The organism is Idiomarina sp. OXR-189 (assembly GCF_034373425.1).
Taxonomy (GTDB): Bacteria; Pseudomonadota; Gammaproteobacteria; order Enterobacterales; family Alteromonadaceae; genus Idiomarina; species Idiomarina zobellii.
Map to the genome: position 1 here is coordinate 408,928 of NZ_CP139706.1, position 22,096 is coordinate 431,023.

The 22,096-nt window shown below is 47.8% G+C and carries 17 protein-coding genes; 15 read left to right on the forward strand and 2 right to left on the reverse strand.

The genetic code is table 11. From position 1 onward, the window contains the following. Positions 1-42: 42 nt before the first annotated feature. From UM402_RS01980 to tldD, 14 genes are all read left to right on the forward strand, one after another. Positions 43-468, forward strand: coding sequence for a prepilin-type N-terminal cleavage/methylation domain-containing protein (locus UM402_RS01980; RefSeq protein ID WP_058576765.1), 426 nt, complete (start codon positions 43-45; stop codon positions 466-468). Further along, positions 458-976: a type IV pilus modification PilV family protein gene (locus tag UM402_RS01985; protein WP_058576828.1), complete on the forward strand. Its 519-nt coding sequence runs from the start codon at positions 458-460 to the stop codon at positions 974-976. Before UM402_RS01980 ends, UM402_RS01985 begins: the two co-directional genes overlap by 11 nt. After that, positions 976-1,761 carry a PilW family protein gene (locus tag UM402_RS01990; protein WP_058576766.1) on the forward strand — a complete coding sequence of 262 codons (786 nt, stop codon included), beginning with the start codon at positions 976-978 and terminating at the stop codon, positions 1,759-1,761. The genes UM402_RS01985 and UM402_RS01990 overlap by 1 nt, the downstream gene beginning before the upstream one ends. Then, positions 1,751-2,197, forward strand: coding sequence for a hypothetical protein (locus UM402_RS01995; protein WP_058576767.1), 447 nt, complete (start codon positions 1,751-1,753; stop codon positions 2,195-2,197). The genes UM402_RS01990 and UM402_RS01995 overlap by 11 nt, the downstream gene beginning before the upstream one ends. Further along, positions 2,198-6,124: a DUF6701 domain-containing protein gene (locus UM402_RS02000; RefSeq protein WP_058576768.1), complete on the forward strand. Its 3,927-nt coding sequence runs from the start codon at positions 2,198-2,200 to the stop codon at positions 6,122-6,124. Positions 6,125-6,321: 197 nt separating this feature from the next. Further along, positions 6,322-8,181, forward strand: a complete 1,860-nt coding sequence (locus UM402_RS02005) for a formylglycine-generating enzyme family protein (RefSeq protein ID WP_058576769.1) — start codon at positions 6,322-6,324, stop codon at positions 8,179-8,181. Positions 8,182-8,241: 60 nt separating this feature from the next. Beyond that, positions 8,242-9,285, forward strand: a complete 1,044-nt coding sequence (locus UM402_RS02010; RefSeq protein ID WP_058576770.1) for a rod shape-determining protein — start codon at positions 8,242-8,244, stop codon at positions 9,283-9,285. Between the two features lie 3 nt (positions 9,286-9,288). Continuing rightward, a complete protein-coding gene (mreC, locus tag UM402_RS02015) occupies positions 9,289-10,143 on the forward strand; it encodes a rod shape-determining protein MreC (protein WP_058576771.1) in 855 nt (284 codons plus the stop codon). Beyond that, positions 10,140-10,625: a rod shape-determining protein MreD gene (gene mreD / locus UM402_RS02020; RefSeq protein ID WP_058576772.1), complete on the forward strand. Its 486-nt coding sequence runs from the start codon at positions 10,140-10,142 to the stop codon at positions 10,623-10,625. Before mreC ends, mreD begins: the two co-directional genes overlap by 4 nt. Continuing rightward, complete coding sequence (locus UM402_RS02025) at positions 10,625-11,209, forward strand: Maf family protein (RefSeq protein WP_053953082.1); 585 nt, start codon at positions 10,625-10,627, stop codon at positions 11,207-11,209. The genes mreD and UM402_RS02025 overlap by 1 nt, the downstream gene beginning before the upstream one ends. 1 nt (position 11,210) lies before the next feature. After that, a complete protein-coding gene (gene rng / locus UM402_RS02030; RefSeq protein ID WP_058576773.1) occupies positions 11,211-12,677 on the forward strand; it encodes a ribonuclease G in 1,467 nt (488 codons plus the stop codon). Between the two features lie 4 nt (positions 12,678-12,681). Beyond that, complete coding sequence (locus UM402_RS02035; protein ID WP_058576774.1) at positions 12,682-16,572, forward strand: YhdP family protein; 3,891 nt, start codon at positions 12,682-12,684, stop codon at positions 16,570-16,572. Further along, entirely contained in the window at positions 16,523-17,365 is an 843-nt protein-coding gene (locus tag UM402_RS02040) for a carbon-nitrogen hydrolase family protein (RefSeq protein ID WP_322295433.1), read from the forward strand. Before UM402_RS02035 ends, UM402_RS02040 begins: the two co-directional genes overlap by 50 nt. Beyond that, positions 17,352-18,773: a metalloprotease TldD gene (gene tldD / locus UM402_RS02045; RefSeq protein ID WP_322295434.1), complete on the forward strand. Its 1,422-nt coding sequence runs from the start codon at positions 17,352-17,354 to the stop codon at positions 18,771-18,773. Before UM402_RS02040 ends, tldD begins: the two co-directional genes overlap by 14 nt. Here the strand turns inward: tldD and yjgA are convergent, their stop codons facing one another. Next, positions 18,774-19,307, reverse strand: a complete 534-nt coding sequence (gene yjgA / locus UM402_RS02050) for a ribosome biogenesis factor YjgA (RefSeq protein WP_058576776.1) — start codon at positions 19,305-19,307, stop codon at positions 18,774-18,776. An 86-nt stretch (positions 19,308-19,393) separates the two neighbouring features. Here yjgA and pmbA point away from each other — a divergent pair, with 86 nt between their 5' ends. After that, a complete protein-coding gene (gene pmbA / locus UM402_RS02055) occupies positions 19,394-20,707 on the forward strand; it encodes a metalloprotease PmbA (RefSeq protein WP_058576830.1) in 1,314 nt (437 codons plus the stop codon). Between the two features lie 25 nt (positions 20,708-20,732). Here pmbA and mgtE read toward each other — a convergent pair whose 3' ends face one another. Next, on the reverse strand, positions 20,733-22,094 hold the full coding sequence (gene mgtE / locus UM402_RS02060) for a magnesium transporter (RefSeq protein WP_053953077.1): 1,362 nt from the start codon (positions 22,092-22,094) through the stop codon (positions 20,733-20,735). Positions 22,095-22,096: the final 2 nt, after the last annotated feature.

Below are 22,096 nucleotides of genomic sequence, written 5' to 3' on the forward strand. Positions count from 1 at the left end.
GCTCGCAGCTAACTGCTGCGAGCTTTCAAATTAAGGCCAACTATGAAGTCCCAAGGCTTCACTCTCATCGAGCTCATCATCATACTGGTTATTATCGGTATTCTAGCCGTATCAGCCAGCCCCATTTTTATTAGTGACTCCGGTACGAAAAGCCAAAGCGTTCGCTTACAGGCTATGAGTATTTTGCGAGCCTTGCAGCAGCAAGCTATGCAAGATACGGCGAATGATTATAGCGTGACGGTGACAGAAAATACGTTAGGGAACCCACCTTACAATGAAGATAACAACCTTCAACTCAGCAACTTAGATGACATTGCGTTTTCTCCTGCGGGTATAACTATAGGCTTTAATGCACTCGGACAACCAACGCTTGATTGCGATGGTGGTTGCACAGTAACCATTACTGAAAGCTCAGGCATCAGCCGCACCATCGGCATTAATAAAGAGGGCTTTATTGGTGCGCAATAAACAGCAGCAAGGCTTCACCCTCATTGAGCTTATTGCGGGCATTGTCGTCATCGCTATTGTGACGCTGGTTGTCACAACGGGTTTAGGTCAACTGTTTCGGCAAAGTGTTGACCCCTGGCAACAAGTGAGAGCGACTGAAGTTGGTCAAAGCTTGATGAATGAAATAATGGCGCGCCGCTTCGATGAAAACTCCAATGTCGGGAACCAATATGTACGTTGCTTTGAAGGCTCTGGAAGTTGTACAACACCAGCACCATGCCCCAGTGACGGAAGCACACCTAATGCAGAAGAAGCTCAACGTAAACAGTTTGACGATGTCGATGACTACAATGGTTTGAAGTTGACTGGTGCAGAGCTTAGCGGTTCATCACCCAACCGTTATAACGGCTTTGAAGCCTTGGTATGTGTTACCGAAAAGGCTGCAAATGAATTAAAAAGCATTACGGTCACAGTAACGACACCGCAGGACGAAAGTATTGAGTTCAGCGCTATTAAAGGAAACTGGTGATGAGCGCGCAAAGAGGCTTCACTTTAATAGAGCTCGTCATCGTCATTGTCTTACTGGCGATAGTTGCTGGTTTTAGCTTTCAATTTGTGGGGATTGGCGCACAAATGTTCAGCACGGGCTCTGAACGCTTGCAGACCATAGAGAAAAGCCGCTTTGCTATTGAACGCCTGACCCGGGAAGTTCGAGGGGCGGTCCCCAATAGTGTGCGTGTGAGTGGTGACTGCATTGAGTTCGTTCCTGCGAAGGTTGCGGGAACCTACTACGACACACCGATTCGCCCAGACTCATCTAATGAAATGACATTGGTCACTTTTGCAGGGAGCCCTGATGTTGGCAATATTAACTGGACTCTCGACGGTAATGAGCGCGTATTTATATACGCAACGCAGCCTAATTTTATCTATGCGAACAACCCTCAGCGATACGTGAATATTGCTGGTATCAATTCCTTTAATAGTGTCGAAAGCCTATTAACATTGGAGGCAGACAGTCAATTCGCTAAAGAGTCTCCTTTAAAGCGAGCCTACATTGGCAGCACGCCAGTGAGTTTTTGTTTAAGTGCAGGGAATCTATTTAGAGTCAGTGATTACGGATGGAGTCAAGCTCAAACCGAGTGGACGAGCGGATACTTGATGGCGACAGGGGTGAGCTCTGACGAACCCTTTGACGTAACCGCTAATAATCAGCAAAGTAATAATATTGTCACCATAGAGCTTCAGTTTGGTGAAAATGCAGAAGAACAAGTTTTCTATTATCGCGAGGTGCACATTCCCAATGCGCCATAACAACCCTTTAAACCCTATAAATAGACAACGAGGCAACACCTTAGTTATCGCGGTGTTTGTGATTGTCGTGCTCGGAGGACTGGTTGCGGCGCTGGCAAGCTTGCTGAGAACCTCCTCTGAGAGTGTAGTCATCGAAGTGCTCGGTGCGCGCAGCTATTTAGCTGCTCAGTCAGGTTTGGAACAAGGGATGATGACGGTTTATCCTTTAGATAGCTCGCCTGATACTAGCTGCGGCGTTGATGGCACCGTATATAGCTTTGCAGGGAATAAAGGCCTTGAACAGTGTAGCGCCACTATTAGTTGTGACAGTGAGGATTATACCGACGAATCCAATACTACGTACACCCATGTTGTTATCACCGCAGATGGTATGTGTACGACAGGTTCACAACAAGCGTCACGTCAATTACAAATTGAAACCAGGTTAGAGAACTAAATGATGCTAAAGCGAGTGTTTTTTTTGGTTTTCGGTATCTTGGTGTTATTCACTACGGACGTGAGTGCCAGGAATTATCAGTTACCCGGTGATGACTTACCAAACTGTACGAAAAGCGGTAATAACTACACATGCTCTGGCAACCTCTCTTTTGATGAGGACGATAAGCTTGTCATATCTGGCGGAGTTCAGGTCGTTGTAAACGTGACCGGGAACGTATCACTAGATGAAGACGTCGAAATTAATAAGGGGGGAAACCCATTAAATTTAATATTTGATGTGACTGGAAACTTCAAAGCCGATGAGAGTGTCATTTTTAACGGCAGTATTGACAGTGATGGACATATTACTTTTGAAGAAAGCAGTGAAATAACCGGCAACTTAACGGCAGGTGGAAAAGTAACTATAGATGAGGACTCACAGCTCACTGGAAATATAATAGCTGGTAAAAAAGTAAGCATTGATGAAAATGTGACAATAGACGGAAACATTAATGCTGACGCGAAAGTTGAGATCGATGAAGACAGTGTTGTTACAGGATATGTGAACGCGCCAGATGTTTCTGGTGACGGAAGTGTTCAAGGCGAAACCTGCGATATAAACGACAATATAGGCCCTTGCTCTGGCTCTCCGGGAACTCCCACAATAGAGCCTATAGGTTATTGGTATTTTGATGAGTTGAACTGGACTGGTAGTACTGGCGAAGTCATCGATCAATCAGGTAATAACTATAATGGTCAGGCGCTTCGTAATGCGTCAACTTCTGGGTTCGCCCCCGCTATCGATGCTGAACTTGGCACCTGCCGTTATGGCAAGTTTAGTGGCGATAACGTTGTTCAAGTGCCAAACGCGACAGAAATAACTCAAGCTGACTCAATATCCATAGCTTTTTGGTTTAAAGGTGATGCGAGCTTACAGAACCAAAGTGAAAGTTATCAAACATTGCTAATGGTTGGCGATGGGCCGACTGAATCTTCTGCTGGGCGTTTTGAAGTTTATAGACAGGACACGTCAGACGGCGGCGGTATCTATTTCGAAATTCGCTTACGTAATGGCGCTATTGTGAATGTCGAAGCAGGAAATCAGTCAGAGGGCGGCACGCAGCTGCTGGATGATACGTGGCATCACGTAGCGGCAACCTACAGTCGAGATGATAGGCGACTTCAAATTTTTATCGATGGGAACCTGATAGGTCAACGCTCATTTAATGGGAATCGTAACTTAAATAGCGTTAGTAATAATTTATTTATAGGTGGACAATCAACTGCATCTAACAGTTTTTACGGTGAGTTAGATGAAGTGTTTATTAGCGATGGAGTCATGTCTACTGACGATGTCTTGAACTTAATGTTGACGACGCGTCCTTGCGCCGACACTAGACCACAATGTTCCGAGGTGTGGCCGCAAGGCTTTAGTCCTATTAATAACTCACCGCTTCCGTTTGACTTACCCGATCGAGCGCTTAACTCTCAGTTACCTGAGATTCTGCAGCCAACAGATTACTTGCGTGTTGGTGACTTCGGGGACGTTGGCGCTAACTACTCGACGAACGGCCAAACCTCCCGAGTTTATATTGATGGCGACTTAACTATTCAATCTGGACGCAGAATTAATACCAATGGCAACGCAAATGAGCTGATTTTGATTGTCACAGGTGACTTGTATCTAGAACGCGATGTTGAAATAAACGGGTTTCTATACGTAAGTGGTAACCTGTACTTTGAACGCAGTATCTTGCCTTGGTTCAGGACAGTAGTAGAAGGCGGCTTAAGTCTTGATGGACAAGCCTCCGCATATGGTTCCTTTGGTTTTTTTGCGCCTAGCATTGAGTATCGTTCACCCGCCGAGCCGCTCGATGGCGGTAACTTCTGTGAAGCCGGAGACGTCGACCCACCGGTAGTTGCGCCCCATCATTATCGTTTGTCCTATTCAAGTCCAGCACTGACCTGTGAAGCGGCAGAGGTAACCGTTGAATCTTGCGCCGACGCCTCCTGCTCAAGTTACTCCCCAGTCTCAAGTTCTGTCTTCTTGTCGGATAGTGCCGGAGACTGGAGTCAAAATCCGGTAGCAGCATCACCGGCAGCCACCACGCAGTTAAGTCAGACCGAAGCAGGCACTTACACTCTTGCTATAGACGACATACAAACCACACCGGGAGCGTTGAATCCGACTCAGTGTTATATAAACGGGAACTTTAGCTCGGACTGTTCAATTACCTTTAATGACACTGGTCTGAAATTTGATTTTATAGACACACAGACATCAGGAGATAGTTTCCCTGCCAATCTGTCGGTTGTGCGTACCAACGACAACACACAAGCGTGTGAGGTCGTTGCTGAGCAAGTTAACCAGGTAGAGATGGGCATGCACTGTGTTAACCCAGGCAGTTGCAGCGACTTTAATGAGTTTCCGTATGCGCAAATGTCCGCGAAAACGCCCAATGAAGAATATACGCTTCTTAATGAGCTACAGGACGATGGCGCCGGTGGATTTACTGGCTGGACTCCAGTAACCGCCGATTTTCAGGCTGGCCAGCAAGCGCTAGAGGTTCAGTATGGTGATGCGGGTAAAGTGAACCTGCGCGCAAAAGCGCAACTACCAAACGGCAAGGTGATTGAAGGCGTATCGAACGAGTTTGTTTATAAGCCTGCTAGCATCGGTATGGAAACAGTGAGTAGCTATAGTGGTGATATCTTAGCGAAAGCCGGAGAACCGTTCTTTGTGGCACTGCAGGCATTAAATACTGGTGATCAGGTTACGCCAAATTTTGGGCGTGAAACACCTCAAGAGTCGCTAGGAATTGAAGACGGGCCTGACGACGAAGATACCGTTCCGGCAGTACTGCCCGCAACAGAGCCAGGAAAATTAACTAATTCAGCTGACTTTTTAAGGCAAAATATCGGCAGCATACGCTTTGAAAATGACTCCATCACCTATTCCGAAGTCGGAAGCGCTAAGGTTAAAGCGATACTTGTTGACGGAGATTATTTAGGTACGGGCTCAGTAACAACAGAACATATTATCGGGCGTTTTATCCCCTATGAATTTGAGCCCATCACAACTAAGTTTACCGGCTCATGCACTGATTTTTACTACATGGGGCAGGCGCAACCTATAGAGCTGTCAGCTCGAGCGGTTAATGCATCCGGAGATCCAACTCGGAATTACAATGGGTCATTAGCAAAAGCCGAGCCGCTATTTTACGCCTATGACTCGTCTGGGAACCAACTCGTTGATCACGCCGTCAGTTATAACGGTGTCTGGGAGTGGGGCGAGGGTGTAGGTCAGTTTACAGGGACTGCTTCGGTAACCGTGTCCCGCTTAAGTTCAGGAGAACCCGATGGCCCATTTAAAGATTACATTCTGGGGTGGCAGCTGGATGACCAAGAAGATGGAAACTTTTACTCAACGCTTCAAAATAGTATTTTGCCAGCATCGAACGGAGCGGCGGAGTTAGACTCAGCAAACCTTTACTATGGTCGATTAAACCTTCAGGACACTTACGCGGCGATGGATGATGTCATGCCAATTGCTGGTTCTCTAGAATATTGGGATGGGGCTGCCTTCGTTCAAAACCGAAAAGATAATTGTGAGACACTTGCTAATGATGCGCATAGCTTTGTTGAGGGGCCATTGGAACCGACGAAAATTATCCCAATTTCAACAGCCAGCGCAGAAAATGGAAACGTAAGCCCTTCCTCAGCTAATATCAACAATTTATTACGCTGGGATGCGGCCATTACTGATGAGCCCTACAGTTTTACTTTTGAGTTAGAGGTCCCAAGTTATCTAAAATATGACTGGCCATATAATGATGGCGAGGTTGAAGACGGTAGTGACTATACTGACAACCCAAGAGCTGAAGGAACCTTCGGTATTTACCGAGGCCGCGATCGCCAGATTTACTGGCGTGAGTTAGGATGGTAGTATTCTTTTAACGAATAATCGACAATTCGGTGACAATGCCTCTTGCTCTTTTGTTAACAAGCAAATAGCATAAAGCAGAGTTTAAACAAAAAATGCGCGACGTTGACGAACGTTCATTATTATTACAATAACGATAGCGCGATGACGGCTTTGGCTTTTACGCCGCTTTGTTATTTTTTCAAGCTTGGAATGGAAACATGATGCGATTGGCTCGACTGGCCTTAATTATGGCCTCTACATTGACTCTCGCCTCGACGGCTCTTGCTCAGCAAGAGATGACCGTCGAAGAAATTACAAATCAAATTTCGACGCTAGAGAGCGACTTTGAAAACTTTTCCGGTACCGTGAATCAACTTCAGCAAGAAGAACGGGAGCTTAGGGAAAAGCTGCAGAGTCTGCGCGAGCGAAATAACGAACTTGAGCAGAAAAGAGAGTCTGCACTGGCGGAAATGAATGACCGCTATCAACGCTTAGTGGAAGATCCTACCATTGATATCGCTGGCGCTCAGGAAGCGTATAAGCAAGCGGTTATGGCTCATCAGCAAAATAAAGAAGACATAAAACAACAAGTCAGCTTGGTGAACCAAAAATCAAAAGAAGTGGAAGAGGCTCGAGTTAGTAAACATAGCCTAATTAACGAAATTGAAACGTTAAAAGAGCAACGTAATATTGCACGTGTTGACCGCCTTGAAGACGAGTTCAATCGTTCAGGTGACCTTGAAGTCAGCCAGTCGATTAGCTGTGACAGAAATGAAACGCTGGGGCAGTGTGAGAATCGCGGTAAGTTAATGGCAAAGCAGAAAGCGTCTAAGCAATACCTTGATGAGATTCTGGCAAGCCTGAGTGAGTCTTCACTTGCACGTGAGAACTTAGAAAAAGCCAGCCCGAATGTTCAAATTTTAGGTTCAAAAACTATTAGCAACGGCTTTAGCGGTGCTGGTAATTACGGTGTTAAGTTAGCGGTAGAACTTCGTGGTCAGTTACCTCAAAGTCAGGCATGTACACTGCTTGGCGTAGACATGCGTTATTGTGCAACGGAGCAACGGCCGGGGGAGTTGCAGGCGGGTGATGAAGAAACGGTTGATAGCTCCGTCATGCACCCGTTAACCATACGCTCAAACGTATACGACGATGAAGTTATCATTGATGGTGTTAGTTATGGTTCGACACCTATCGAAGTTATGTTGCCAGGTGGCGAGCATGAAGTTGAAGTTCTGAAATATGGCTACTCAGCTTATGCAGAAAAAATTCGCCTAAAAGACGCTATGTCTATTCGAGCGGACTTGGAAAAGTCTGAGTACTCATTTACTCGCGGCGAGAAAATCCAGGATATTTTATATCGTGACGTTCGAGGCCCGGAACTTGTTGTGGTGCCGGCCGGTAAGTTCAAGATGGGTGATTTAATTGGCAATGGTTTACCCAATGAGCGCCCAGCGGAAACCCGTGAAATTCCCAATGCATTAGGTATTTCAGATACGGAAATTACTGTTAAGCATTTTAGAGACTTTGTTGAAGACACTGCCTATGTAACCGATGCTGAGAAACGCGGAACTTGTGCAACACTTAAAAATGGGCGTCCTGAGTTTAACGAAAAGCTCAGCTGGAAGAACCCTGGCTACAAACAGTCTGATAACTCACCGGTTGTATGCGTAAGCTACAACGATGCGAAAGCTTATGCTGACTGGCTGACAACGAAAAGCGGTTTTAAATACAGCGTACCAACCGAAGCAGAGTGGGAATATGCCGCTCGTGCCGGAACTGAGACGGACTTTTGGTGGGGTAACGATGTTGGTTTTGGTAAGGCAAACTGCCGCAACTGTGGCTCTGACTGGTCTAATCAACGTCCTGCGCCAGTGGCCAGTTTCCACCGTAATCCTTGGGGATTATTTGATACCGTTGGTAATGTCTGGGAGTGGGCGCAAACTGACGATGGTGTCGTTGTGAAAGGCGGTGCGTGGAACTTTACGCCAAGTCTTGCCCGAGTTTCTACAAAAATGGAACTTCCGGCAGATTTTAACTCTAACTACATTGGATTCCGTGTTGTAAGAGCGCAGTAAGTACTTACTGTGTTCTTTGCTGTCACTCTGTTAGCTTTATAAGTAGGGATATACCGCTTCATGTTTAAAAAAATTCGCGGCCTTTTTTCAAACGATTTATCAATTGACCTTGGTACCGCCAACACTCTTATTTACGTTAAAGACGAAGGTATTGTCTTGAATGAGCCTTCGGTTGTCGCTATTCGACAGGAGCGCTCAGGCGGCCCCAAATCGATTGCTGCAGTTGGTTCAGCCGCTAAGCAAATGTTAGGTCGTACTCCAGGCAATATTCGTGCTATTCGCCCAATGAAAGACGGTGTTATCGCAGACTTTTATGTATGCGAAAAAATGCTTCAGTTCTTTATTAAGCAAGTCCACGACAGCCATTACTTCCGTCCAAGCCCGCGAGTTTTAGTGTGTGTTCCGTGTGGTTCAACCCAGGTAGAACGCCGTGCGATTCGTGAATCAGCGTTGGGCGCGGGCGCACGTGAAGTGTACTTAATTGATGAACCAATGGCGGCAGCGATTGGTGCTGGTTTGCCTGTATCCGAGGCAACCGGTTCCATGGTGGTTGATATTGGTGGCGGTACAACCGAAGTCGCTATTATCTCACTGAACGGTGTGGTTTATTCGTCATCTGTTCGCATTGGTGGTGATAAGTTCGACGAAGCTATTATCAGTTATGTCCGTCGCAACTTTGGCGCACTGATTGGTGATGCTACCGCAGAGCGCATTAAACATGAAATTGGTTCAGCGTTCCCGGGCGAAGAGCTGAAGGAAATTGAAGTGCGGGGTCGTAACCTAGCTGAAGGTGTACCACGCTCCTTTACACTGAACAGCAATGAAATTCTAGAAGCGTTACAAGAGCCGCTCATGGGTATTGTGAGTGCGGTTATGGTCGCGCTAGAGCAGTCACCGCCAGAGCTCGCGTCTGATATTTCAGAGCGCGGTATGGTGTTAACCGGTGGTGGCGCGCTATTAAAAGATTTAGATCGCCTGCTTGTCGAAGAAACAGGCATTCCGGTAATTATTGCTGATGACCCGCTTACCTGTGTAGCGCGTGGTGGTGGTAAAGCATTAGAAATGATCGACATGCACGGCGGTGATTTATTCAGTTATGAGTAAATCATGAAAACGCTGTTTGTCCGCGGCCCGTCTTTACTCTCCAGGCTAGTGCTCGCACTAGCCTGTTCGTTTCTGCTCATATTTATTGATCACCGGTTGCAAGCCATGCAGCCTGTTCGCGTGTTTCTGAATTCATTAGTTGCTCCCGTCCAGTATTTAGCGATACTTCCCGAGCAACTGTTGGATAACTTTTCTGAGTCAGTAAAAACCACCGACCAGTTAAGCGCGGAAAACAAAGCGTTAAAACAGCGGATATTAAAACTTCAAGGCCAACAGCAACAGCTGCAGTTTCTACAGAATGAAAACCGCCGCCTTAGAGAGCTACTGGGCTCGGACGCGCGGGAGTCTGCTCGCCGCATGGTTGCTGAGGTCATTGCAGTGGCGTCCGAACCATTTTCTCAGCAGCTGGTTATTAACAAAGGCACTTTAAGCGGTGTCTACGAAGGCCAACCAGTGCTCGACAGCAGCGGTATTATTGGACAAGTACAAGATGTTGGCGGAAATACTGCCAGGGTTCTGCTTATCTCCGATCAAAGCCATGCTATTTCATTACGATCAGAAAGAAACGATATTCGTGCTCTGGCTCAGGGTACCGGCGACATAGGTCGGTTAGAACTCATGTTTATACCTCATAGTACAGAGCTGCGAGAAGGCGACTTACTGATGTCTTCAGGATTAGGTGGCGTGTTTCCGGAGGGGTACCCCGTAGCGCGTATTGCCAGCATAGTGAGAGATGAGTCACTGCCGTTCGCTACTGTTTTTGCTGATCCGGTGAGCGCCTTGGACAGAGTCAGAAATGTCTTACTGTTATGGCCGAGTGAAAGCGAGCTGCAACCGATTTACGAGGACGATGAATGAAGGTTGTGAAGCCAGGAATAGTGACTTTACTCGTCACCTATGTCATTGCGCTAACATTAATGGTCATGCCCATGCCGGCGACTTTTGACGTGTTCCGTCCAGACTGGGTGACTTTGGTCATGCTTTACTGGATTATTGCTTTGCCACACCGCGTCAGCATAGGAACCGCGCTTATTCTTGGCGTATTAAGCGATGTATTGCTTGGTTCTATTGTTGGTGTTCACGCACTTGGCATGGTCGTTGTTGCCTATCTTGCGGCCAGAAACTTTCAACGCCTTAGAAATTTTGCATTGATTCAGCAAGCTGTTGTTATTGCGGTTCTTATACTGTTAAAGCGGTTCATTGTCTTTGAAGCTAATGTATTCCTACATGACGCAGAGTTCACTTTATCCTATTTTTGGCCGGTACCTACCTCGGCGGTTTTTTGGCTCTGGGTATTCCCGTTATTACGAAAAGTACGCCGTCAGTTTGGAGTGTCATAATGCGCATTGTACTGGCGTCTTCGTCCCCCCGCCGACGTGAACTCTTACACTTTCTGCATCGCCCATTCGACTGCGATGTGCCCGATATAGAAGAAAGTCGCACTAACGGTGAAGACCCCGAGGACTATGTATTGCGGCTAGCCAACGACAAAGCGTTAGCCGTAGCCAAACGACAGCCCGATGAATGCTTGGTCATTGGCTCAGACACACTGATTCGATGCGACCAAGACGTCATGGAAAAGCCGTTGGATTTTGAGCATTTCCAAAAGATGATGCGTCAATTGTCTGGACGTACCCACGATGTGCTGACATCGGTTGCTGTTTGTCACTGGAGTGGGCAGTGTTTAGTGGCGAGTGAGTCAGCACTTATTACCACGAAAGTTGAGTTCGCCGCATTGGCAGACGACGATATAGAGAGTTATTGGGCAACTGGCGAGCCACAAGATAAAGCCGGTGGTTATGGTATTCAGGGCTACGGCGGCAAATACGTAAAGCGCATTGAAGGTAGCTACTTTGCGGTGGTTGGCTTACCCTTATATGAAACAGAGCAATTACTTCGCATGTTCGAAGTAACAGGTGGTTGAGATGAGCGTTGAAGTTCTTATGAACGTCACCCCGACAGAAACGCGGGTGGTTCTTGTTGAAAACGGTATTTTGCAGGAAGTTCATATTGAGCGACAGGCGAAACGTGGTCTGGTGGGTAATATCTACATGGGCAAGGTGTCTCGTGTTTTGCCGGGCATGCAGGCGGCGTTCATCGATATTGGTTTAGATAAAGCCGCCTTCTTACACGCATCCGACATTGTCGTGCAAGTTGATGGTGACGACATACCTCAGCCTGACCGCCCGGAAAGAAGCATTACCGAGCTGGTTCATCAGGGCCAGCAAATTATGGTGCAGGTTGTCAAAGACCCCTTAGGCACGAAAGGGGCGCGGCTAACGACGGACATTACATTACCGTCCCGTTACCTGGTGTTTATGCCGAAAAGTGACCATGTGGGTGTTTCACAGCGTATTGAAGAAGGTGAAGAACGAGATCGCCTCAAGGAAATTGCGGAATCGGTCAGCACTGACGACGGTAAGTTTATCGTTCGTACTGCGGCGGAAGGCGCGTCCGAACAGTCATTAAAAAGCGACGCAGACTTCCTTTTTCGGCTTTGGGAAAAAATTAAAACGCGCAAGAAAAGTCAGCGTAAAGTTGGCATGCTGTACGAAGACCTGAACCTGTCATGCCGTGTGTTACGAGACTTTGTCGGTGAAGAAATAGAGCGCATTAGGGTCGACTCAAAAGTCACTTTTGACACTCTCAAAACCTTTACGAAAGACTTTATTCCAGAATTAACCAGTGTACTTGAGTACTACACTGGTGACCGGCCTATTTTCGATTTGTTCGATATTGAAAATGAAATGCAGCGCGCGCTCGATCGCCGTGTTGATTTAAAATCCGGCGGATCGTTGATTATTGATCAAACCGAGGCGATGACCACTATTGATATCAATACCGGTGCTTTTGTTGGTCACAGAAACCTCGAAGAAACCATATTCAACACCAACATAGAAGCAACGCAGGCAATTGCCCGGCAGCTACGACTGCGTAATTTGGGCGGTATTATCATTATCGATTTCATCGATATGCGCGACGAAGAGCATAAACGTCGGGTTTTACATAGCCTTGAGCTTGCCTTGTCTAAAGACCGGGCAAAAACCACTATTAACGGTTTTACCACGCTGGGGCTTGTTGAGATGACTCGTAAGCGCACCCGCGAGAGTCTCGAGCATGTGCTGTGCTCGGAATGCCCGGTTTGCCAGGGGCGCGGCACCATGAAAACAGTAGAAACCGTCTGCTATGAAATTATGCGAGAGATTGTCCGGGTACATAAAGCCTATGAGGCCGATAAGTTCGTTGTGTACGCGTCAGCTAAAGTCAGCGATGCCTTAGTCAACGAAGAATCTCATGCATTGGCTGAACTTGAACTGTTTGTTTCACGTCAAATTACAGTACAGACTGAACCTCTGTATAATCAAGAGCAATTTGACGTGGTAATGATGTAGGTTAATGCGAGCACTGTCCTGGGTATTAAAAAAACTGTGGCTCCTACTGGCTATTGCGCTGGTATTGGTTGCTGTTGCTCTGAGCTTGCTCCGTTACAGTCTGCCCTATCTTCCCGATTTAACTCAACCTCTTGAGAACGAGCTGGAAGCGCGTTTCCAGCAACCCGTTAGTATCAGTGACTTGTCCATGGCCTGGACGCAGCAAGGTCCATCTGTTGTGCTCGAGAATTTATCGTTGTCAGCAGACGACAACGCCAAAGTGAAGTTCAAAGTTGCCGAAGTGCATGTGGTTTTGAATTTTTGGCAAAGCATTGTTCAACAGCAATTTGTGGCTGATGAGTTTATTCTGGACAACGCCAATGTTGCTATTGATCTTCGCCAGTTAAACGATGTTTCGGGTGATGACACCTTCGATATCGATAACCTTAGTGAGCTTTTCCTACATCAGCTTGAAAAATTCTCGATTCATCAGGGACAGGTGTTTTTAACGAACTTACGAGGGGTTACTCGACGTATTGATCTTGAGCGTTTGTCTTGGGTCAACGAAGGGGCCAGGCACCGCGCGGTTGGCAGTCTGAGAATGGATGACTTTGCGACAAATGCATTGGATATCATTGTCGACCTTAAGGGGGATACGTGGTCGGACTTAACCGGTCAGTTTTATGTTAATGCACAAAACATCGATATCAGCCCTTGGTTAGAGGAGCGGTTGGGTGATATCGATGTACAGCAATCCGATGTCAATTTTACGGGCTGGCTGGATATGCAAAACGGTGAGCTTTTTGAAGGGCTGTTGCAGCTTCGTCAAAATCGTATTACTTGGCAGTATAAAGACGCCGAGCAATCGCATTGGTTGGACATTCCGGGCGGTAAGGTCATTTTAAGGCCTCTTGAGAACGGTTGGTTAATGAATAGCCTGCCAATGACTCTGGACTCTTCGGCTGGCAGTATTCGGGTTCCGAGAATTGCCTGGCAGAATCAAAATAGTATCCATGATATTAGTGTGTCGAATGTGGACTTAGATGACGCCACGTCATTATTAACGCTACTCCCGTTTACCTCGGAAGAAGCGGGTCAATGGATTAACAGAACGGGTATTAGTGGTCAGGTTGACGGCCAATATCGATTGCACCCTATTGTAGGCAGCCAGTGGCGTGTTGATGGTAAAGGATTATCTATTGAAGGCGGTAATAACACGCCCAGCGTAAGCGGTTTACGTATGAGTGTGAGCCAAATAAGTAATAAAGCCCAATGGCGTTTGTATGGCACGGATGTTTCTTTGGCGAGTAGGCATCTGTCCCCTGAACAGGCGTGGACCATCAATGAGCTGGACTTGTCCGGGTCATGGGTGGCGGATGATAATGGATGGTCTATTTCGTTAACGAAAACACTGGCACAAATAAATGATTTAAAACTCGCTGGAAATGCTCAGTTATCGTCAAGTAGCGCTTCAGGCAAACCACATATCAACTCATTTTTTTACTCGACAGCACCGTTTTCAGTCGAAACTGCCCGTGAGCTATTGCCTCAGGCAATGGGTAAAGGTGTACAAAGTTACTTGTCCGAAGCCTTGCAAAAAGGGCAATTAGAAGGACTTGAAGCTGTGTGGCGTGGCGATATTGATAGCTTCGCCAGTGACGGTTTTGAATCAGTGTTTAATGCCCGGATGGGCTTTGAATCATTAAATTTTAAGTTCCAGTCCGACTGGTTAGCGCTTGAGAATACTCCTATTCATTTAGACTTTTATCAGAACAGCTTATTCATGCACGCCAAGACGGGAAGTATTGGTTCAGCTCGTGTCGATAATGTTTCTGCACAGATTCCAAACCTAACTGATGGCAGTGTTGGTTTACAAATACAAGCGCAAGCGTCGGGAGAAGCCCAGCAAGTTTATGAGGTTTTCCAAAACTCTCCGTTGGACTCAGTAACTGAAACCTTTAATCAGCTGAATCCGGAGGGTAAGGTCACGGGTCGTATGGAGCTCGACATTCCGTTCGATGAGTCGCGTGAGGTTGGAGTCTTTGTGGAAGCACCGCTTTCCGGTGTTCAGGTAACAATTGATGCAATAAAGCAAGAATTTAACGTTAAACAGGGCGTTTTAACGATTAACAACGCCAACGTCAGCACCTCTGACTTAGTCATGAATTGGTATGGCATGCCGGTGACGGCGTCTGTTAATGGAGATGAGAGTAGCCAGGGTTATGAGCTGACCATTGACACGGCGTTAGACTGGCAAACAGAGCCACTGTTTAAGCAATTTCCTTATGACCAGTGGGAAGAGTTTTTCTATGGAGCCGTCAATGGTGAAAGCCGCGTGGTTTTGCGTTTCGCTGGTGATAACTTCAATGTGGAGGCCGATGGCCAATACGACTTAACCGGCTTAGAAACCTATTTACCGGCACCCTTACAAAAGAGCTTTGGCGAAGGTTGGCAGTTCCGTTTCTCTTTAAACGGACAGAATGACGACTATGCGATAACGGGTAACATTGACGATCGAGCAAATTTTGAAGGGGAGTGGCAACTCGATAACGCAGGCTGGCAGAAGGCCACGTTAACGGTTGGCAATGACAATGAAACGGACGATATAGGTCGTGGCTTTGCTGTGTTAGCTCAGTTGGATGAGGCGGATATCGGTCGCTGGTATTCTCTTATTTATGCATTGGCGGGTGGAGAGTCGTCCTCCGAGCCTGCCAGTTCTGCAAGCAACCCTTGGTTACCCGACTCAATACACGTTTCGACCCCTAATCTGAAATGGGCAGAACAAAGCTTTGGCGCGGCGGATGTACGCAGTTGGCCTGAGCAGAATAAATGGCAGGTTCAGGTGAACTCTGACAAAGCGGTGCTGAACGTTGGTATTCCTAAAGAGTTTATGAACGACGGTATTGATGTCAGAGCAGACTACCTGGTGCTATCGACTGATATTGAACTGCCAGACTCGGAGGGCGACGACGAATCTAAGTGGAACTGGCTTGGAAAAGTGCCACCGGTAACGGTCAACTGCCGAAGCTGCAGGATTAACGAGCATAACCTGGGGGAAGTCGATTTAGCCATCTCTCCAATCGAGGCTACGCCGCAGGTTAAAGGCTTTAGCATTGACCGTCTAAATGTGACCCGAAATGGAGATAGCATTCAGGCAAACGGAGTTTGGCGTTATGAAAATGAGCAGGCATATAGCGAGTTAAATGGCCGCTTGAATACCAGTGATTTAGGTGAACTATTGCGCCAATTTGGCATAGAAACCGCAATACGCGATAGCTCTGCGAATATTGAATTTGATTTAAGCTGGGATGACCACCTGCATCAACCAAGCTGGCCGTCGCTAGATGGCGAAATTTCCTGGTCGTTAGGTAAAGGGTATCTTGCCGAAGTAAGCGACGGCGGTGCTCGAATATTCTCGATACTCAGCTTGGACAGTATTTTACGCAAGCTCACTTTGGACTTCCGTGACATATTCTCTCAGGGCATGTTCTTTACCGAATTATCGGGCAATGCCGCTATCGAAGACGGCGTGGCTCAAACTGATGACGCCCAGCTACTTGGCTCCGCTGGTGATATGGACATTCGTGGCTGGACAGACATGGCAAGTGGTGAGTTGAATTACAACCTAACGTACGCCCCGAAAGTGACTTCAAGTTTGCCTGTTATTCTTGCCTGGATGGTCAACCCACCCAGCGGCTTAGCCGCGTTGCTTATCGATAAAGTACTGCATGACGCCAAAGTCATTTCGAAATTACGCTATGAAGTAACTGGAACCATAGAGAATCCGGTTGTTCAGGAAATAGAGCGTGACAGTCGCCCTGTTGATTTGCCAGAATTGGAGGAAGACTCAACTGACTCAGAGGTGAATGATGAAGAAGGTGCAACTGACCGCAGTGCAAATGAGCAGCCGCCCTAAACCTGAAGACAACCTCGACATTGTCAAAAAGCTTCTCAACAATCTCCCGTCTTCCAACCAGCCTCATTTAGTGGTCCTTCCTGAAGCTTTTGTTTGCTTTGGCGCAGGTGACCGAGCGCAACTGGATATGGCTGAAAAATACAAAGACGGCGATGTACAAAGGAAGCTCTCTTCGCTTGCGAAGCAGCACGGCGTGTATTTGATTGGCGGTACCATCCCTATTGATGCAGGTGAACGATTTTCAGCTGCATCGTTAATGTATTCGCCAACGGGAGAACTTGTTGCACGCTACGACAAAATACATTTGTTCGACGTAGATGTGGCGGACAATACTAAGCAATACCGCGAATCAAAATGGACTCAACCGGGCAGGGATGTGGTCGCTGTAGACACTGACTGTGGTGTTGTCGGTATGTCAGTGTGTTATGATCTTCGCTTTCCGGAATTGTTCAGAGCGTTGCGCCAGGCAGGTGCCAATATTATTGCTTTGCCGTCCGGGTTTACTCAAGTGACGGGTGAAGCACATTGGCATGCATTGGTTAGAGCGAGGGCAATTGAACAACAAGCCTACGTGGTAGCGCCAAATCAGGTTGGCGTGCATGATAACGGACGCGAGACTTATGGGCACTCCATTATTGTCAGCCCCTGGGGTGAAATTTTAGCGGAACAGGCAAAAGGTGAAGGCATTATTTCGGTCGAAGTCGACTTAGATAGAACCGAAGAAATACGCGAACAAATGCCGGTCGCCAAACAAAACCAATTTGAGGTAGTAAATATACATGACACTAAATGATTATTCGTTGTCTGAGAGCGATATTAGTAAAGCGCTGGCAACGTTATACAGCGGTACAATTGATTTTGCAGACATTTATCTGCAACACAGTGTCAATGAATCCTGGGTGCTGGAAGACGGCATCATTAAAAATGGGGCATTCCATATTGAAACCGGTATGGGCGTTCGAGCGGTGCAGGGCGAGAAAACTGGCTTTGCCTACGCCGATGAAATTACTCTGGAAGCACTTAAGCGCACCAGTGAAGCAGCCCGCGGTATTGCCCGTCAGGGACAGAGTAAATCCGTAGCGGCGTTACAGTCTGTTCAGGCCACATCACGATATGAAGGCATCAACCCGTTAAGTACGCTATCCGAAGATGAAAAAATTGAGCTGTTAAAACAGACTGATGCTCATGCGCGTGCGCAGGACAGCCGGGTGACACAAGTGGTTGTCAGTTTAAGTGGCAGCTATGATGACGTGTTGGTTGCTGCGACAGATGGCACCTTCGCTACCGATAAACGTCCGCTTATTCGTTTGAACTGTTCGGTCATTGCGGAGCAAAACGGTCGTCGTGAGCGCGGTAGCGCCGGTGGTGGTGCACGCGTTGGTTACGAATTTTTTATTGAAGACACAAACGGTAGTACCCGTTGGAAGCACTTCGCCGAAGAGGCGGTTCGCCAGGCATTGGTGAATTTAGAAGCACGTCCGGCGCCCGCCGGTAACATGCCTGTCGTTTTAGGAGCGGGTTGGCCTGGAGTGTTACTGCATGAGGCGGTTGGTCATGGGCTGGAGGGAGACTTTAACCGTAAAGGCTCGTCAGCTTACTCTGGTCGCGTGGGTGAAAAAGTGGCGTCAGAGCTGTGTACTATTGTCGATGACGGCACCATGAATGACCGTCGCGGTTCTATGACCATAGACGATGAAGGAACACCGAGTGGTTATAATGTTCTGATTGAGAATGGCCGCCTACGTGGTTATATGCAGGATAAAATGAACGCGCGTCTAATGAAGCAAAGCGTAACCGGTAATGGTCGCCGGGAAAGCTTTGCTCATTTACCCATGCCTCGTATGACGAATACTTATATGTTGCCGGGCGAAAGTACGCCGGATGAGATTATCAGCAGTGTCAAAAAGGGCATTTATGCGCCTCAGTTTGCCGGCGGACAAGTCGACATAACCTCAGGGCAATTTGTGTTTTCAGCGTCAGAGGCTTACTTAATTGAAGACGGTAAAATTACCGCGCCAATAAAAGGGGCTACCTTAATTGGTAACGGACCTGATGCTATGTCACAGGTTTCTATGGTCGGCAATGACCTGGAACTGGACGCCGGCGTTGGTGTTTGTGGTAAGGACGGTCAAAGTGTTCCTGTTGGTGTCGGACAACCAACCTTGAAACTGGATTCAATGACCGTTGGTGGTACGGAGTAATTAAAGAATAACGCTGCGCAGATAAACAAAAAGCTCGCGGGCCGCCTTAGGTGGTTTTTCCTGGGCTTTTTGCTGCTCAGCTAAGCGCATAAGTTGTCGGATTTTTTGACGATCGGCCTGAGGGTAGTTCTCGATAAAGCTTTGCAAGGCCTCGTCTCCACCGTTGAGGAGAGAGTCCCGGGCGTCTTCGACAGCGTGAAACTTAGTGGTTTCCTGCTGGTGCGCATTACGAAGGTCTGACAGCGCTTGTTCAATGGGCTCAATGTCCCGAGAGCGCATCAGTTTACCAATGAATTGAAGCTGGCGTCGGTAGCCTTCGTGTTTATTACGAATTTTACGAGCCAGTAATACGGCGTCACGAAGCTCATCGTCTAATGGCATGCTCTTTAACTGAGCATCACTGAGCTCGACTAAGTCGGTACCGACCTTTTGTCGCTCTGCCATTTCGCGCTTTTTTTGTGACTTACTGACGAAATCGTCATTGTCATGAGCGTCGACATCAGAGGATGGTTTTTGTGATTTTCGTTTCGACATAATTACAACTCGATTAGCGCTAAAGCCGCTAGTTTAGCAGTGAGGAGAGTTTTTTGATAGTACAACTGGATGACCTTAATAAAGAGATGGGGCAGGTTGAGGCTGCGGTAAAAGAAGCCTTGTCACTGGCGAAGCAAAAAGGAGCCAGTGATGCGGAATGTTCTATTAGCCAAACTTCAGGTATTTCTGTGGGGACTCGTTTGGGTGAGGTCGAGACTGTCGAGTTTAATCAGGACGGCGCATTAGGTATCACAGTATACCGGGGGAATCAGAAGGGCTCTGCTTCGACTACGGACCTGTCAAAGCACGCTATTGAAGCGGCGGTCGAGAAAGCCTGTGACATTGCCCGTTTCACGTCGCCAGACCCATACAATGGCTTGGCCCCGGCAGAGCTCATGGCAACCGAAATTGCGGACTTAGATTTGTGTCATCCGGGGGACCAAAGCGCCGAATATGCTATAGAGCAAGCGCTGGCGTGCGAGAAGCACGCGCTGAATCTCGATGACCGTATTGTGAATTCTGACGGTGCGCACTACGGTAGTCATACCGGCTTTCGTGTTTATGGAAACACACACGACTTTATCGGTGGCTTTCTACAGTCGCGCCACAACCTGGGCTGTGCGCTAATTGCCCGTGAAGGCGACAAAATGCAGCGAGACATGAGCTACACGGTAGCAAGAAAAACCTCGGACTTGTGGAGTCCTGAGAAAGTGGCGGCAGACGCCGTCAGCGAAACTTTGTCTCGTCTGGGAGCCAGACAGGTACCAACCGCCAAAGTCCCGGTCATTTTCCGCGCCGATATTGCCGGCAGCTTGTTTGGGCATTTAGTGTCAGCCATTAGTGGCGGCAATTTGTATCGTAAGTCGAGCTTTTTACTCGACCACCTCGGCAAACAGGTGTTGCCAGAGTGGCTGACTATTCAAGAGCGCCCACATATTGTGGGAGGCCTGGCAAGCTCACCCTTTGATGCGGAAGGTCTAAAAACCAAGGACAGAACCATTGTTGATAAGGGAATACTCGAAACCTACCTGTTGACGAGTTACGCGGCTCGTAAAATGGATATGCAGCCGACCGGCCATGCAGGCGGCATACATAACTGGCGTGTAAGTCAGCAAGACAACTCGTTGCAGCAACTCTGTCAGCAAATGGGTACAGGGCTTCTTGTAACCGAGGTTATGGGGCAGGGTGTTAATCTGGTCAATGGTGACTACTCACGTGGTGCCGCTGGTTTTTGGGTAGAAAATGGTGAAATTCAATACCCTGTAGAGGAGGTGACTATCGCCGGAAACTTAAAAGATATGCTGGCGAATATAGTTGCTATTGGTAACGATACGGATGATCGCCATGCGTTGCACACCGGCTCTGTACTGTTAGAGCAAATGAGTGTGGCAGGTCACTAAGCCTGCCTTTACGCACCTAGGGCGGTTAAGAGAGTAACAGGGTTGCTGAGCCAAGGAAGGCGAAAATACCCACTACATCGGTGACCGTCGTCAGAATAACACCGCCGGCAAGAGCCGGGTCAATGTTAAAGCGTTTCAGTATCAGCGGTACGGTTGCACCGGCCAGTGCTGCTGCCAGTAAGTTCATCATCATGGCAAAGGCGATAATACCGCCGACCAGTAAATCCTGCTTCCAGAGCGCGACAACAGCCGCTATAAGTACCGACCAAATAACGCCGTTCAGAAAGCCTATTGCGAGCTCTTTACCGATTAACCAGCGAGAGTTACTGGAGCCTATATGGCCGAGCGCCATGCCCCGAATCACCAGCGTCAGAGTCTGACTACCGGCAATTCCGCCCATACTTGGAACTATGGTATTGAGAATAGCCAGCACCGCCATTTGCGCTAAAATATCTTCGAATAATGAACTCACCATAGCGGCGAGCAAGGCGGTAACTAAGTTGACGGCTAGCCAAACCGTGCGGCGACGGGTACTTTTCAGTACGGGCGCGAAGGTATCTTCGTCGTCTTCCAAACCTGCCATACTCAGCATAGAGTGCTGAGCATCTTCGCGAATAATATCCACCACATCGTCGATAGTGATACGACCAACGAGCTGCTGATCACTGTCCACAACCGGTGCGGAGACCCAGTCATGACGCTCGAAGAGCTTAGCAACTTCGGTTTCGTCCATATCGACGGGTATGGTCGTAATATCTGACGACATAATTTCATCGATACGGCGGCTGGGATCAACGGTCAGTAATTGCGTTAGAGATATTTCACCGGTGACTTTTTCATTACGGTCGACAACATAGAGCTTGTCTGTTGCTTCCGGTAACTCCCCTTTAAGGCGCAGATAACGCAATACAACGTCGATGGTGACGTCTGAGCGCACCGTAATGGTATCGGTATTCATGATACCACCAGCGCTGTCTTCGGCGTAGGAAAGAGCGGTTTCAGCCCTCTCCCGATCGCCTTCGTCCATCGACTTTAAGACTTCCTGATACACTGGCTCGGGCAAACCCCGTAACACGTAAGCCAGGTCATCGGTATCCATGCCTTCAGTCGCGGCGGCCAGATTTTCAGGCGCCATCTGACGAATAATGTCTTTCTGAACCTCTTCGTTCAGTTCTTCAAGAATTTCGCCGTGCTCGTCAATGTCGACAAGCTTCCAGATTTTCGAACGGCTTTTCGGTGGCGACGACTCCAGAAGTAAGGCAACGTCGCAGGCAGGCATGTTGTGAAGCATGCGTCGAGCGGCCACGAACATACCATCGGCTAACGCTGAGTTAACCTCCTGAATTCTTTGCATGGCATATTCTTTATCGGACAGCTCGGCTATCATGT